The 15,230-nt window shown below is 70.7% G+C and carries 14 protein-coding genes; 11 read left to right on the top strand and 3 right to left on the bottom strand.

The features are described from left to right. Positions 1 to 19 precede the first annotated feature (19 nt). The gene (locus DI005_RS04875; RefSeq protein ID WP_112276795.1) at positions 20 to 2,662 is read right to left on the bottom strand and encodes a bifunctional diguanylate cyclase/phosphodiesterase; all 2,643 of its coding nucleotides are present in this window, start codon (positions 2,660 to 2,662) and stop codon (positions 20 to 22) included. 239 nt (positions 2,663 to 2,901) lie between these two features. Here DI005_RS04875 and DI005_RS04870 point away from each other — a divergent pair, with 239 nt between their 5' ends. Further along, entirely contained in the window at positions 2,902 to 3,831 is a 930-nt protein-coding gene (locus tag DI005_RS04870; protein WP_112276793.1) for a GNAT family N-acetyltransferase, read from the top strand. A gap of 92 nt (positions 3,832 to 3,923) precedes the next feature. Further along, entirely contained in the window at positions 3,924 to 6,359 is a 2,436-nt protein-coding gene (lon, locus tag DI005_RS04865) for an endopeptidase La (protein WP_113641382.1), read from the top strand. Between the two features lie 73 nt (positions 6,360 to 6,432). On the opposite strand, the gene DI005_RS04860 is transcribed toward lon, so the two are convergent. Further along, complete coding sequence (locus DI005_RS04860) at positions 6,433 to 7,083, bottom strand: DedA family protein (protein ID WP_113641381.1); 651 nt, start codon at positions 7,081 to 7,083, stop codon at positions 6,433 to 6,435. A gap of 170 nt (positions 7,084 to 7,253) precedes the next feature. Here DI005_RS04860 and DI005_RS04855 point away from each other — a divergent pair, with 170 nt between their 5' ends. Beyond that, positions 7,254 to 8,411 (top strand): sensor histidine kinase, encoded by a 1,158-nt coding sequence (locus tag DI005_RS04855; RefSeq protein ID WP_199542519.1) that lies wholly within the window; start codon positions 7,254 to 7,256, stop codon positions 8,409 to 8,411. Then, positions 8,402 to 9,046 carry a response regulator transcription factor gene (locus DI005_RS04850; protein ID WP_113641380.1) on the top strand — a complete coding sequence of 215 codons (645 nt, stop codon included), beginning with the start codon at positions 8,402 to 8,404 and terminating at the stop codon, positions 9,044 to 9,046. Before DI005_RS04855 ends, DI005_RS04850 begins: the two co-directional genes overlap by 10 nt. Positions 9,047 to 9,090: 44 nt before the next feature. Here DI005_RS04850 and DI005_RS04845 read toward each other — a convergent pair whose 3' ends face one another. Beyond that, positions 9,091 to 10,542, bottom strand: a complete 1,452-nt coding sequence (locus DI005_RS04845; RefSeq protein ID WP_112276786.1) for an MFS transporter — start codon at positions 10,540 to 10,542, stop codon at positions 9,091 to 9,093. A 171-nt stretch (positions 10,543 to 10,713) separates the two neighbouring features. On the opposite strand from DI005_RS04845, the gene DI005_RS04840 reads away from it, so the two are divergent. The 7 genes from DI005_RS04840 to DI005_RS04810 all read left to right on the top strand — a co-directional run. After that, on the top strand, positions 10,714 to 11,775 hold the full coding sequence (locus DI005_RS04840; protein WP_112276784.1) for an aromatic ring-hydroxylating dioxygenase subunit alpha: 1,062 nt from the start codon (positions 10,714 to 10,716) through the stop codon (positions 11,773 to 11,775). Further along, entirely contained in the window at positions 11,772 to 11,990 is a 219-nt protein-coding gene (locus DI005_RS04835; RefSeq protein ID WP_112276782.1) for a hypothetical protein, read from the top strand. The genes DI005_RS04840 and DI005_RS04835 overlap by 4 nt, the downstream gene beginning before the upstream one ends. 13 nt (positions 11,991 to 12,003) lie before the next feature. Then, positions 12,004 to 12,948, top strand: coding sequence for a PDR/VanB family oxidoreductase (locus tag DI005_RS04830; protein WP_113641379.1), 945 nt, complete (start codon positions 12,004 to 12,006; stop codon positions 12,946 to 12,948). 32 nt (positions 12,949 to 12,980) lie between these two features. Beyond that, entirely contained in the window at positions 12,981 to 13,739 is a 759-nt protein-coding gene (locus DI005_RS04825; protein ID WP_255565662.1) for an IclR family transcriptional regulator, read from the top strand. Between the two features lie 17 nt (positions 13,740 to 13,756). Then, entirely contained in the window at positions 13,757 to 13,987 is a 231-nt protein-coding gene (locus tag DI005_RS04820; RefSeq protein WP_112276778.1) for a hypothetical protein, read from the top strand. A gap of 99 nt (positions 13,988 to 14,086) precedes the next feature. Next, positions 14,087 to 14,329: a DUF2630 family protein gene (locus DI005_RS04815; protein ID WP_112276776.1), complete on the top strand. Its 243-nt coding sequence runs from the start codon at positions 14,087 to 14,089 to the stop codon at positions 14,327 to 14,329. A 128-nt stretch (positions 14,330 to 14,457) separates the two neighbouring features. Next, positions 14,458 to 15,230: cbb3-type cytochrome c oxidase subunit I (locus DI005_RS04810; protein ID WP_199542518.1), on the top strand; the 773-nt coding region annotated here is incomplete at its 3' end.

Raw genomic sequence — 15,230 nt, 5'->3', positions numbered from 1 at the left:
GGTCCGCAACGGGAAATCATCAGGTCAGCAGGGTCAGGACGATCTCGGAGTGGTGCCCGAGCGAGCGCGCCGTGCGGGCCTGCAGCCAGGCCTCCAACCGCTCCTCCGACAGCGGCCGCGAGATCAGGTAGCCCTGCGCCACGTCGCAGCCCATGGCCTCCAGCTGGTCGCGCGCGACGTCCTCCTCGACGCCCTCCGCCACCACGGTCAGGCCCAGCGAGTGGCCGAGCTCGACGATCGAGCGCACGACGGCGAGGTCGCCGAGGTCGGTGCCCATGCCGAGGACGAAGCTCTTGTCGATCTTGACCTGGTCGACCGGCAGCTGGCGCAGATAGGCCAGCGACGAGTAGCCGGTGCCGAAGTCGTCGACGGCGAGCACGATGCCGAGGCTGTGCAGCTCCCGCAGGATCGGCAACGCTCGCTGCGGGTCGGCCATCACGCCCGACTCCGTCAGCTCGAACGTCAGCAGCTCCGCGGGTACTCCGAAGCGGTCGAGTGCGGCCGCCACCTTGACCGGGAACTCCTCGTCGGCGAGGTTGCGCACCGAGAGGTTCACGGCGACCGAGATGCGCAGGCCCTCGTCGAGCCAGCGGCGCACGCGGTCGAGCGCCTTGTCGAGCACGAACGACGTCAGCGCGCCCACCAGCCCCGCGGCCTCGACCGCGGGCACGAACTCGTCCGGGTCGACCCGGCCGAACTCGGGGTGCTGCCAGCGCACGAGTGCCTCGACGCCCAGCACGTGCTTGCCGGGCAGGGAGACCTTCGGCTGGTAGTGGACGGTGACCTGGCCCTCCTCCAGTGCCTGCCGGAACTGGGTGACCATCTGGAACCGGCGCAGGAAGATCTGACCCATGCTCGGCACGTAGCCACGCACCTCCTCGCCGCCGCGGGTGGCCCGCACGGCCATGTCGGCACGCTGCAGGAGCGTGTCGACGTCGACGAGGTGTCCGTTCTCCTCTGAGCTCGTGGAGGCGTAGCCGACCATGGCGTTGGCCTCCACAGTTAGCCGGTCGACGGGGTACGGGGCGGACAGCTGGGCCCGCAGCCGCTCGGCGATGCGGTGCGCGTCGTCGGGGAGGCAGCCGACGAGCAGGGCCGCGAAGGACGCGCCCTCGAGCCGCGCCAGCGAGACCTCGGGGCCGAGCACGTCGCGGATGCGCCGGCCCGCCGCCATCACCATCCGGTCGGCCCACGCGTAGCCGAGGGCGTCGCTGACCTGGGAGAACACGTCGAGGTCCACCCGCAGCACGACGGACTGCACGCGCTCGCGCAGCGGTTCGCGGGCCACCTGCCGGAAGCCGGGCCGGTTGAGCAGGCCGGTGAGCGGGTCGTGGTAGGCGTCGTGCCGCAGGGTCGCTAGCAGCCTGCGGTTGTCCAGCGCCGTCGCCAGGTGGCTTGCCATGGTGCCGAGCAGCTGCACGTCGTACTTGCCGAAGCCGCGCCAGCGGGAGAGGCGATCGTGCGCCTCGACCACGCCGAGCAGCTGGTTGGCGCTGCGCAACGGCACCACGAGCGACTCCTGCGCGCCGCGGTCGAGCAGTGCGGCACGGACCTCGGGGTTGGCCTCGGTGACCCGGAAGTGCCGCACGTGGGCGCCGGGCAGGCGCAGCAGCGGGTCGTCGGGGCGGACGAAGCTCACCGGGAGCTCGTCACCCGCGACGACGGAGCGCATCGGCTCGTCGGGCTCCAGCCGCAACCGCAGCACGACCCTGGCCGCGGCGAGCTGGTCCTTGATCCGCTCGGCGATCGTGGACCACTCGCCGAAGTCGACTTCTTGGCCGAGCTCGTCGCCGAGGCTGGCGGGGCGCGCGGCCGCCTGCTGACCGGAGCGGGCGACCATGAGGCTCACGTCGGAGAGGGCCTCCATGTCGCGCTGCTCTCGCAGCAGGTCGGAGTAGGCCCAGTACAGCGCGGCGAGGCCGAGGCTCACGGCGAGCACGATCGGCCACGCCTCGGGAGTCTTGGAGATGACGAGATAGCCGGTGAGGCCCACCGACGCGTTGACGAAGCCGACCACGAGGATGCGGCCCGCGAGCCGCAGCGCGGTGCCGACCCGCATGCGGCGGCGCAGCACGCGCACGGCGGCCATCGCGAGCAGCGTGCTGGCGAGCGGCGCGGTGAGGGTGCCGGCGAGTGCCGCGAGCCACGGCATCTCGCCCTGGCCGCTGCCGAGGGCCTGCTTGACCAGACCGGCCACGGCGAACGCGCTGGTGACCTCGAAGATGAACGCGCCCGCGTTGTAGAGGACGCGCCCGGTGACCTTTCTCGCGAGCAGGGTGGTGACGCCGGCGACGACGTGTGCGGCGAGCACAACTTCGAAGGGCGCCACGAAGAAACCGATGACGAGTGGGATCTCGGTGAAGGAGATGGTCCAGGAGATCCCGCTGCGGACGTCGACGTTGACCCCGAGCTGTTCCGCCCCGAGGAACGCGAGTGCGAGCAGTGGTCCGATCCACCACAGGTGGACCGAACCCTCGAACGGCTCCCAGAGCGACACCGCGGCCGCCGCGAGCAAGCTCAGCGGCAACACGGCTACTGTGTAGTAACGGAATCTCCGCTCATCGGTCCTGGCCTCGGCGGACGCGGGACCGCTCGGACGAGAGGCAGGTGCCTCGGCTGCAGCCGCACTGGATCCGACAGACTCGTCGTGCGCGTCCGGCATGCAACCTCCCTTCCGTCCCGCTGTGCCCGCGGGGGCCAGCTCGCGAACGAGGCATCACTGTACCCCGGAGGGCGTATCAAGGCCTCGATTCGAACGCCATGAGATCACCTCAGGGTTAACGCGCCACCAACGAAGTGACATGTCAGCCTCAGTGAGGGTGATCTCACCGTCCTCATGGTCGCCGCCCGTAGTCGATCCCTGAGTGACATACCTCATACCATGTCCGCTTGGATAAGGCCATGGAGATCGATGCCATCGCCGCCGAGCACGCCAAGCGGCTGGCCGCGGCGGACGCACTGTTGCCGAAGCCCTTGCCATGGGACGCCGAAAGCGGGACCCGGCTGACCACTCGCGACGGGATCGCGCTCGCGACCCGGTCGCGCGTCGAGCCGGGAACGCCGGAGGCGCTGTGGCGACCCCTCACCGAGTACCGCCTCGATGTCCGGCTCGGGGGAACCGATCCTGGTGCGGCCTTCGGTTCGCTGCTCACGGAGTGGGACCTGCTGCTGGAGGAGACGGGGTCCACCGACTGGGACAGCGCCGCCGTGGTGACACGGCCGAGCAGGGACACGGTCGGGACCGGTGAGCTGCTGCGCCGGGGGTTCGCCCCCACGCGGGTGCTCGCCGTGCGGCCCGCCGACCGGCACGCGAGCGGCCCGCCCGCGGTGCCCGGTGTGCGCATCCGGCACGCGGAACCGTCCGAACTGGCCACACTGGTGCGGTTGCAGTTGGAGCTCCGGCAATACGACGCGCAGTTCGGCCTCGTGACGCGGCGCGACGGTGAGGAACGCGCGATCACCGCAGCCACCAGCGCGATGCTCGCCGACGCGGGCGCGGTCGTGCCGTCACTGTGGATCGCGGAACTCTACGGCAAGCCGCTCGGTTTCGTACACGTCGAGCTGCCGCCGGCCGCCGACTGGATCGGCGGGTACGTCGCGGTGGAGCGGGCCGGTTACCTGGCCTCGATGCACGTCGCGGAGGAGGCCCGCAGCACCGGTGTCGGCTCGGCGCTCGCCGCGCACGTGCACCAGCTGTTCGACGAGGCGGGCATGGAAGCCGTGCTGTTGCACCACGCGCTGGCCAGCCCGCGCTCGACGCCGTTCTGGTACGCGCAGGGCTACCGGCCACTGTGGACCTCCTGGTACCGCAGGCCCGCGGCGCGGGGCTGAGGCGCTGATCGCTCCCGGCGAACACCAGCGGGGAATCTGGAGGCGCTCCAGAAAGTTGAGCGAGATGTACTCAACAAGACGGGAGCGTATTGATGACCCAGACACAGCTCCTCCCCGTACTCCCACTCGACGACGACGTCGTGCTGCCGGGCATGGTCGTGCCCTTCGACCTCGCGGAGCGGGACACCCGCGACGCGGTCGAGTCGGCGCAGGCGAAGGCGCCGGGTGTCGCGTCGCTGCCAGGAATCCGGTCGGCGGGCGCGGGCAAGGCCGAGGTGCTGATCGTGCCCAGGATCGACGGCGAGCTCGCCGAGGTCGGCACGGTCGCGACGGTCGAACGCATCGGCCGCGTCCCCGGCGGCTCCTCGGCCGCGCTGGTGCGCGGCACGCGCCGCGCACTCGTCGGCTCCCCTGCCGACGGTCCCGGCGAGGCCCGGTGGGTGCACGCAGACCCCGCCGTCGAGCTGCCCGCCGACGAGCGCACCCGCGAGCTGGCGGCGGAGTTCAAGTCCGTCGTGATCTCACTGCTGCAACAGCGCGGCGTGTGGCAGATGCTCGACGCGGTGCAGCAGCTCGACGACCCGTCCGCGATCGCGGACCTCGCCGGCAACGCGCCGTACCTGGGCACCGAGCAGAAACTCGAGCTGCTGCGCACGCTCGACATCACCGCCCGGCTGGAGACCGCGCTGGAGACCGGCAGGGCGTACCTGGCCGAGCTGAAGGTGAACGACACCATCCGCAAGGACGTCGAGCAGGACATGGAGAAGCAGCAGAAGGAGTTCCTGCTGCGCCGCCAGCTCGAGGCGATCCGCAAGGAGCTCGGTGAGCTGGACGGCAGCGTCAAGGACGACGACTACCGCGCCCGCGTGGAGTCGGCCGACCTGCCCGAGCACGTCCGCAAGGCCGCGCTCGCCGAGGTCGACAAGCTGGAGCGGACCTCCGACCAGTCCCCGGAGGGGGGCTGGATCCGCACGTGGCTCGACACGGTGCTGGACATCCCGTGGCAGGTCAGGACCACCGACGTGCACGACATCGCGGGCGCGCGCGAGGTGCTCGACGCCGACCACGCCGGACTCGACGACGTGAAGGAACGCATCATCGAGTACCTGGCCGTGCGGCAGCGGCGCGCCGAGGCACTCCTTACCGCCGAGGCGCCGTCGGGCACAGCGGAGTCCACTGTGGGCGGTCGGCACGGCGGGGCCGTGCTGGCGCTGGCGGGCCCTCCCGGCGTCGGCAAGACGTCGCTGGGTGAGTCGATCGCCAAGGCGATGGGACGCAAGTTCGTGCGCGTGGCGCTGGGCGGCATCCGCGACGAGGCCGAGATCAGGGGTCACCGGCGGACCTACGTCGGCGCGCTGCCCGGCCGGATCGTGCGCGCGATCAAGGAGGCCGGGTCGATGAACCCGGTGGTGCTGCTCGACGAGGTGGACAAGGTCGGCGCCGACTACCGCGGCGACCCGACGGCGGCGCTGCTGGAGGTGCTCGACCCCGAGCAGAACCACACGTTCCGCGACCACTACCTCGAGGTGGAGCTGGACCTCTCCGACGTCGTGTTCCTGGCCACGGCCAACGCGCTGGAGACCATTCCGGGGCCGCTGCTCGACCGCATGGAGCTGGTGACACTCGACGGCTACACCGAGCACGAGAAGGTGACCATCGGGCGCGATCACCTGCTGCCCCGCGAGCTGGAGCGCGCGGGTCTCGCCGAGGGCGACGTGACGTTCACCGACGCGGCGCTGAGCCGGATCGCGGCGGAGTACACACGCGAGGCGGGGGTGCGGAACCTGAACCGCGCGATCGCGAAGGTGCTGCGCAAGGTGGCGACCAAGGTGGCGTTGGAAGAGGTCACGCTGCCGCTGACGGTCGGCGAACCCGAGTTGGAGGGCTACCTCGGGCGGCCGCGGCACGTGCCGGAGTCGTCGCTGCCGGCCGGTGAGCAGCGCACGGCGACGCCGGGTGTCGCGACTGGGCTCGCGGTGACGGGTGCCGGCGGCGACGTGCTGTACGTCGAGGCGTCACTGGCCGACGCGGAGACCGGCGGCACGGGGCTGACCCTGACCGGTCAGCTCGGCGACGTGATGAAGGAGTCGGCGCAGATCGCGCTGTCGTACCTGCGCTCGCGGGGAGCCGAGCTGGAACTGCCGGTCGGCGACCTCAAGGAGCGCGGCGTGCACGTCCACGTGCCTGCGGGCGCGGTGCCGAAGGACGGCCCCTCGGCGGGCGTGACGATGACGACGGCGCTGGCGTCGCTGCTGTCCGGCAGGCTCGTGCGCGCCGACGTAGCGATGACGGGTGAGGTGTCGCTGACGGGCCGCGTGCTGCCGATCGGCGGCGTGAAGCAGAAGCTGCTCGCCGCGCACCGGGCCGGCCTGCGGACGGTGATCATCCCGCAGCGCAACGAGCCGGACCTGGACGACGTGCCAGAGGAGATCCTCGCCCAGCTCGACGTCCACCCGGTGAGCAGCGTCCGTGAGGTGCTGGCCATGGCGCTGGAGCCCGCCTCGACGCCCCTCGCCCACGCGGCGTGACAAAAGCCCCCAAGGCCACCTTTGTTGCGTTGAGCGCAACAAAGGTGGCCTTGGGGGCAGTCGGGCAGGCCTCTCAGGCGGGGGTGCGGGAGCGGTCGCGGAGGCGCTTGACCACGAAGAGGGTCACCGCGGCGACGCCGAGAACGATCACGATGATCTGGAACACGCCCGCGTACTCCTCCACCACGTGCCAGTTGGCTCCGAGGGCGTAACCGGCGATCACGAAGATCGAGTTCCAGATGAGGCTGCCTAGCGTGGTCAGCAACAGGAAGGTCCAGAACTGCATCCTCTGGATGCCTGCCGGGAGCGAGATGAAACTCCGCACCAGCGGCACCATCCGCCCCAGGAACACCGCCTTGGTGCCGTGCTTGGCGAACCACTCCTCGGCCTTGTCGAAGTCCTCGGGCTTCACCAGCGGCAACTTGCAGATGAGCCACCGGGTGCGCTCACGGCCGAGCAGCTGCCCGAGGTAGAAGACGATGATCGCGCCGAGCACCGACCCCGCCGTAGTCCAGATCAGGGCCTCGACCAGCGAGAACGTGCCGTTGGCGGCGCTGAACCCCGCCAGCGGCAGCACCAGCTCGCTCGGGATCGGCGGGAACAGGTTGTCGAGGCCGACCGTGATGGCGGCACCCGGGCCCCCGAGTACGTCCATCAGGTCGACGGCCCATCCGGCGATACCTCCGAGTTCGCCTGAGTTGTCCTGGGCCAGCTGCGCGGTCATGTAGGGCCTTTCGGGTCATTTGTTCTATTTGGGCAACTACCCTCGAAGCTACGGACACGCGCGTGCTGTCGCCATGAAGTCCGGCACCGACTTCCGGGGGCGTCCACCACAGGGCGATCTTGTGGAAAACCTCAGTACCGCTCTGTGACCACGCGGCTAGCCTCGGGGCTGTGCCCCGAGCAGCCGACGGACTCCTGCGCCGAGGGTGCCGGACCACGATCGGGCTGGCCCTCGGCGCCGTGCTCGCCTTCGTGGAGGCGGCCTACGTGCTGCTGAGCCTGCCCGCGCTCGTCGTGCCTTCGGCGCGCCGTCGTGTGCTCGCCGGGACCCGCCGGCTCGCCGAGATGGAACGCGCTCGCCTCGCGCGGTACCTGTGTAGCGAGAACTCCGCCGACTACGGCGGCAGGCGCGCGCTGGAGTATCTCGCCGTGCGCTGCGTCGTCGGCGGCCTCGGCGCGGGGGTCTTCGTGCTCATCCTCTGGGGCGCGGTGTCCGGGCTGGTGATGGCCAGCCAGTTCTTCTCCGGCGCGCCCATCGGCGGCGGGGATCCGATCGGCGACGACCACGACTGGTACGACCTTCCCGCTGTGGTGCTGCTCGGGCTCCTGCTGGTCTTCATCGCCGTGCAGGGGCTCGTCGGCGTCGCGACGCTGGATCGCCGGGTGGCTCACCGGTTCCTCGGGCCGAGCGAGCAGGATCTGTTGCGCCGCAGGGTGTCGCAGCTCGCCACGAGCCGGGCTGAGGTGATCGAGGCCGTCAACGACGAGCGCAAGCGAATCGAGCGGGACCTGCACGACGGCGTCCAGCAGCGGCTCGTCGCGCTCGGCATGGTGCTCGGCAGGGCCTTGCGCAGCAAGGATCCCGAGCACGCCAGCGAGCTGGTTCGGCAGGCACACGACGAGTCGCAGCAGGCGCTGCAGGACCTGCGCGAGGTCACCTGGCGCGTGTACCCGATCGCGCTGGACTCCGGCGGGCTCGAAGTGGCGCTCGAATCGCTGGCCGAACGCTCCAGCGTGCCCGTGACGCTCGACTACGCACTCCCGGAGCGGCCGGGCGCGGCCACCGAGACGGTGGCCTACTTCGTGGCGTCGGAGGCGGTGACCAACGCGATCAAGCACGCGGGCGCGTCGCGGATCGGCATCAGCGTCGCCGGGGACGGGACGATGGTGACCGTGCGGATCACCGACGACGGCGCGGGCGGCGCGCAGGCTTCCGGCGGCGGACTCTCCGGGCTGGCCCGGCGGGTCGCCGCCGTGGATGGCGTGTTCACTGTGGACAGTCCGGCCGGAGGGCCGACCACGATCGAGGCGGAGCTGCCGTGCGCGTGATCCTTGCCGAGGACTCGACCCTGCTGCGCGAGGGGCTGGTCCGCCTGCTCGCAGAGGAGGGGCACGAGGTGGTGGCCGCGGTCGACGACGGCGCCGCCCTGCTGGAGGCCACCGAGCGGCACCGGCCGGACGTGATCGTCACCGACGTCCGCATGCCGCCCGCCCACAGCGACGAAGGTCTGCGCGCGGCGCTGGAGATCCGCAGGCGCTGGCCGGAGATCGGCGTGCTCGTGCTCTCCCAGTACGTCGAGAAGCGCTACGCCACCGAGCTGATCACCGACGACGCGGGCAAGGTCGGCTACCTGCTCAAGGACCGCGTCGCGCAGGTCGGCGAGTTCCTCGACGCGCTGGAGCGCGTGGCCGCGGGCGGGGCGGCGTTCGACCCCGAGGTGGTACGCAGGCTGCTGGCCCGCACCACGCACGTCGACCCGCTCACCCGGCTGACCACCCGCGAACGGGAGGTGCTGGAGAAGATGGCGCAGGGCCACACCAACGCCGGCATCGCCGAGCAGCTGCACATCTCGCAGAGCGCTGTCGAGAAGCACGTCAACGCGATCTTCGACAAGCTCGACCTCGCCCACACCACGGGCTTCAGCCGCCGCGTGCTCGCGGTGCTGCGCTTCCTCGGCTCCTGACCCATCCAGCCGCAGTACCCATCCAGCCGCAGTGAAGGCCACCTTCACTGCAGTTGGGGCCGCTTCTCCTTGACCAGGGCGTACAGGCCGGCCGAGGCGAGCATGATGCCGCCCGCGACCCAGGTGCCGACGGCCCAGCTGCCCGTGGCGTCGCGCAGCACGCCGCTCACCACGGGGCTCGCGACGGCGCCGATCTCGGAGATCAGGTTCAGCAGCCCGAACGCCGACCCGCGCTGCTTCTCCGGCACCAGATCACCCGTGATGCCCTGCGCTATCGGCTGCAGCGCGTTGAAGAAGAGCCCCGAGCAGAACAGGATCAGCCCGAGCAGTAGCAGCGACGGCTGTCCGTCACCGCTGATCGACAGCGCGAACGCGAACACCAGCAGCGAGTAGACGATGCTGAACGAGATGAGCAGCGGCTTGCGGCCGTAGCCCTTCCGCAGCGCGCGGTCGGCGAGCCAGCCGCCCGCGGGGAAGCCGAGGATGCCTGCCCCCGCGTTGAACGCCGCCGTGAGCGCCGCGGCGAGCAGCGAGCTCTCCGTTGCCTCGCGGACGATCTCCACCGACCAGAAGCTGAAGAACCACAGGTTCCACAGGATCGCGATGTAGGCGACGTAGACGATCACGATGTCCCTGCTGAGCAGGGTCGACGCCTCGGGTGTGCGGCGCAGGCGTCCCACGATGACGGCGATGACGATCGCGGCGAGCAGCCCGGAGCCGAGCGCGGTGCCCCACGTGGGCCAGCGCAGCTCGTCGGCGACGATGAACAGCCCGAGCACGGCCACGAGCAGCGGCGCGGAGACGCCGACGAGCCGCAGCATCGGCGGGCCGAGCCGGAGCGGGCCGCCGAGCCGGGCGCGGAAGAAGTACCAGCACAGCCCGGCCACGACCAGCGACACGACGGCGAAGACCACGAACGGCATCCGCCACGCCTCGACGCCCATGCCGAGCGCGGAGCCCCAGTCGATCAGCAGCGGTGTGCAGACGATACCGATGGTGAGCCCGATCGACAGCCCGGAGATCACCACACCGAGGCCGAGCGTGCGCCGTTTCGGCGGGGTGTGGTTGAGGATCAATGTCCGGTCGTTGGAGTAGAAGACGCCCTCGCCGAGACCGGTCAGCACGCGGGCGCCGACGAACGCGATGAGCCCGACCACGACACCGGACACGAGCGTCAGCACACCCGCCCACAACAGCGAGAGCACGATCATCTCGCGGTGGCCGAAGCGGTCGCCGAGCCTGCCGCCGGGGTACTGCGTGAGCATGTAGCCGGTGAAGAACAGCGAGCCGACGAGACCGCCGAGTGCGCGCGGATCGCTGGACTCCCCGATGAAGCCGACCTCGTTGGCGATCATCCAGCTCACGACGGGACCGGTGAGCGTGCGGTCCGCGTAACTGACCACCCAGCCGAGCAGCAGTACCGCCCACAGCGCCTTGTACGGCTTGCGGGTCTGCTGCTCCCCCGGCAGGAACGACGTCGACTCTGACCGTGTCATGGGGCAGCACGGTCGCAACAAACGTCCGGATCCGCCCGCCCCCCGTTTCGGTGAACGGAATGCGCGGAAAACCGCAAAAGCCTTTCAGTGGGTGAAAACCGACGTGGCCGCGGGCGCGCCCTTGACCGCACAGTCGGGGCGTCTTCCACCACCGCGCAAGGAGCGACGTCAATGCCGACAACGCCGACATTCGCCCGCAACCAGTGGTACGTGGCCGCGTACAGCCGCGAGCTCGGGCGCGAACTGTTCCCGCGAACGATCCTCGGCGAGCCGATCGTCTTCTACCGCACGGAGAACGGCGACGCGGTCGCGCTCGCCGACCGCTGCGTGCACCGCCGCTACCCGCTCTCGGAGAGCAGGCTCGAGGGCGACACCATCGTGTGCGGCTACCACGGGTTCACCTACGACCGGGCCGGTTCGTGCGTGTTCGTGCCCGGCCAGTCCCGCATCCCGCGCACCGCGCGCGTCGCGAGCTACCCGCTCGTGGAGCAGGACTCCTTCGTGTGGGTGTGGATCGGTGACCGGGACAGGGCCGACCCCGGGCTGATCCCACGGGCGCCGTGGCTGGCCGACCCCGCGTACACGACGGTGTCGGGCATGGAGCCGCTGCGGGCGCGCTACGAGCTGCTCGTGGACAACCTCATGGATCTCTCCCACGAGACCTACCTGCACGGCGGCTACATCGGCACGCCGGAGGTGGCGAACACGCCGATCACCACCGAGGTCGACGAGGAGAACGAGGTCATCTACGTCTCGAGGCACATGGCCGACGCCGAGTGCCCGTCGTTCTACGCGAAGTCGACCGGGATCGAGGGCCGCATCACGCGATGGCAGGACATCGAGTACCACCCGCCGTGCCTGTACCTGCTGCACAGCCGCATCGCTCCGGTCGGCGTGCTGCCGAACGACGACGGCACCGATCCGGACGCGTTCCACGTCGAGGTGGTCTACGCGATCACGCCCGAGACCGAGCACAGCACGCACGACTTCTGGGCCGTGGCGCGGGACTTCGCGCTCGACGACCAGGAGGTCTCCGACTTCCTCGCCGAGAGCAACCGCACCGTGGTGCTCCAGGACGTGCGGGCGCTCGACGTGCTGGAGCAGGTGATTCAGTCCGAACCGGACGGTTACCAGGAGCTGAGCGTCAACATCGACACCGGCGGACTCGCGGCACGGCGGTTCCTCCGGCGCATGGTCGAGCGGGCGGAGCCGAAGGCGGTGGCGCGGTCATGACACCGCGGACCGCCATGCTGCACGGCGACACCGTGTTCCGCATCCACTGGGTGCTGAACACCGACCGGCTGCTCGGCGTGTGCCACTGCGGCGCCGAGCACGAGGCGGAGGATCCAGTCGAGCTGTGGGACTGGCTGCTCGCCCACCCCGAAGGCCACGAACCGCGCGCCGAGAGCGCGACGCCGCCCCCGGTGCGGCGGCTGGCCGGCGTCTGAGGAGGACCTTTCCATGGACGAACTCGAACTGGTGGTCGCCCGTAAGGAGACCGTCGCCGAGGGCGTGGTGTGCCTGACCCTGCGCCATCCCGACGGCGAGCCGTTGCCGTCGTGGGAGCCCGGTGCGCACGTGGACCTGCTGCTCGCCGACGGGCTCGAACGGCAGTACTCGCTGTGCGGCGACCCCGGCGACAGCTCGGCGCTGACCGTCGCGGTGCTGCGTGAGCCAGAGAGCAGGGGCGGGTCGGCGTTCGTGCACGAGCGGCTCGCCGAGGGCGCGACGACGCGGGTTCGCGGGCCGCGCAACAACTTCGCCCTCACCGACTCGCCGCGGTACCTCTTCCTCGCGGGCGGCATCGGCATCACCCCGATCGCGCCGATGGTGGCCGAGGCCGACGCACGGGGCGCCGACTGGCGGCTCGTCTACGGAGGGCGCAGCAGGGCGTCGATGGCGTTCGCCGACGCGCTCACCGCGAAGTACGGACACCGCGTGCGCGTGCTGCCCGAGGACGAGACGGGGCTGTTGCCGCTCGACGAGCTGCTGGGGACGCCGGAACCGGAGACGGCGGTGTACTGCTGCGGGCCTGAGCCGTTGCTCGCGGCCGTTGAGCAGCGGTGCGCGGCGTGGGGACCGGGCGTGCTGCACGTCGAGCGGTTCGCGCCGAGGGACGACGCCGACGCGGGGCCGCGCGAGTCGTTCGAGGTGGAGCTGGCCGTGTCCGGCAGGACCCTCACCGTGCCCGCGGATAAGTCGATCTTGGAGACGCTGGAGGACGCCGGGGTGCCGGTGTTGTCGTCGTGTCAGGAGGGCACGTGCGGCACGTGCGAGACCGATGTCCGCGAGGGCGTTCCCGACCACCGCGACTCGCTGCTGACCGACGAGGAGCGCGCGGCGGGCGAGACGATGTTGATCTGCGTGTCCCGTTCGCGCGGGCCGCGGCTGGTGCTGGAGCTGTAGCCTTTACCGGCTGGCTCGGCGAAGGAGTTGAGGTGGGCGAGGGTGCCCGGTCGGTGACCGCCAAGGTGCTCGCCATGCTGGAGGCGTTCACCCCGGCGACGCCGGACCTCTCCCTCAGCGAGCTGGCGCGGCGCGCGGGTGTCTCGCTGCCGACCGCGCACCGGCGGGCGGCCGAGCTGGTGGCGTGGGGAGCGCTGGAACGCGGCGCCGACGGGCGGTACCGGATCGGGCTGCGGCTGTGGGAGGTCGCGGCGCTGGCTCCGCGTGGGCTCGGCCTGCGGGACGTGGCGATGCCGTTCCTTGAGGACCTGTACGAGGTCACGCACGAGAACGTCCAGCTGGCGGTGCGCGAGGGGCTCGAGCTGGTGTTCGTGGAGCGGATCGCGGGCAGGCACGCCGTGCCGGTGCTGACCCGCGTCGGCGGGCGGTTCGCCCTGCACGCGACCGGTGTGGGCCTGGTACTTCTGGCGCACGCGCCCGTGGAGGTGCAGGAGCAAGCGCTTGCGGCCCCGCTGCACGCCTACACGCCGAAGACGATCACCGACCCCGATCGGCTGCGCGAGCTGCTGGCCGCGGTCCGCCGCAACGGCTACGCCGTGAGCGACGGCCAGGTGACCCTCGACGCGCTGTCGGTGGCCGCGCCGATCCGCGGCGCCGACGCGGCCGTGGTGGCGGCGGTATCGCTGGTCGTGCGCGCCGACACGGCGGAACCCATCGCGCTGGCCCCGCTGGTGCAGGCCGCCGCACGCGGCATCTCGCGGATGCTGGCCCCCCGACCCGGTGGCTGGTGACCCGTTAGCGTGGTGCGGTGCTCCGGCGAACGGTCAAGTTCCGGGCGGATCCCGACGCGGGTCTGCTCTCGGCCGAGCTGCTGGACGAGGACGGCAACCTGCTGCAGGCGCGTGTGCTCGACGCCCGAGACGCGGCACTGCTCGGCGAGTGGCTGGAGGCCGAGGCGGACGAGGCCGTGGCCAACGGCAGCCGATGGGTCCGTTCGAGAGCCTGGCACCACCTCTTCCCCACAGACCCATCCGAGTGAACCCCAGCTGCCCCCCAAGGCCACCTTTGTTGCGTTGAACGCAACAAAGGTGGCCTTGGGGGCCTTTAAGAGGCGGGGCGCGGGCGTACCGTGGCCTGCATGGCTGACGAGGACACGATCGCCAGGATCGACGCGCTGATCGCCGAGGAGCGGGAGCTGCGCTCCCACGCCACCGGCAACGGGCTCGACGACGCGGGCAAGCGGCGCCTTCGGGAGCTGGAGCAGCAGCTCGACCAGTGCTGGGACCTGCTGCGGCAGCGGCGTGCCCGCGCCGAGTTCGGCGACGACCCCGACGAGGCCCAGCCGCGGCCGATCAGCGAGGTCGAGTCCTACCAGCAGTAACAGGCCGGGCATCGAGGCGGTTCGAACTGATGCGCCCGGCGCTGCCCGGGGCTACCGTTTAGCAAGACCGCCTCGAGCCGGCCAGCACGAGGGCTCGGGGATGCACCACTGGTGGTGGAGGTGCAGCCTTGGACACTCAGATCGGCCTGCGGCCGACGCGAATCCGCCAGCCCGCTACCCGCACGGGGAAGCGAGGTCAGCAGGTACTGGCCTGGATCCGCACCACCGATCACAAGAAGATCGGGATGCTCTATCTCGTCACCTCGATGGTCTTCTTCATGATCGGCGGCCTCATGGCCCTGCTGATCCGGGGTGAGCTCGCCTGGCCCGGACTGCAGTTCCTGTCGCAGGAGCAGTACAACCAGCTGTTCACGATGCACGGCACGATCATGCTGCTGCTCTACGCGACGCCGATTCTGTTCGCCTTCGCCAACCTCGTGCTGCCGTTGCAGATCGGCTCCCCCGACGTCGCCTTTCCCCGGTTGAACGCCTTCTCGTACTGGCTGTTCCTGTTCGGCGGCACGATCGTGCTCAGCTCGCTGCTCACCCCCGGTGGCGGCGCGGACTTCGGCTGGACCGCGTACACGCCGCTGTCGCGCGCCGAGTACTCCGTTGGCCCCGGAGGTGACCTTTGGATCATGGGCCTGATCGTGTCCGGTCTCGGCACGATCCTCGGCGCCGTCAACATGATCACCACGGTCGTGTGCCTGCGCGGGCCGGGCATGACCATGTGGCGGATGCCGATCTTCACCTGGAACATCCTGTTCACCAGCGTGCTGATCCTCGCCGCGTTCCCGATCCTCACGGCGGCGCTGTTCGCGCTCGCGGCCGACCGGCATCTCGGCGCGCACGTGTTCGACCCCGCCAACGGCGGCGCGATCCTCTGGCAGCACCTGTTCTG

The sequence above is a fragment of the Prauserella sp. PE36 genome, assembly GCF_003311655.1.
Classification (GTDB): domain Bacteria; phylum Actinomycetota; class Actinomycetes; order Mycobacteriales; family Pseudonocardiaceae; genus Prauserella_A; species Prauserella_A endophytica.
Note: the sequence above shows the minus strand (reverse complement) of the source record. Positions and strands in the feature narration are given on the sequence as shown.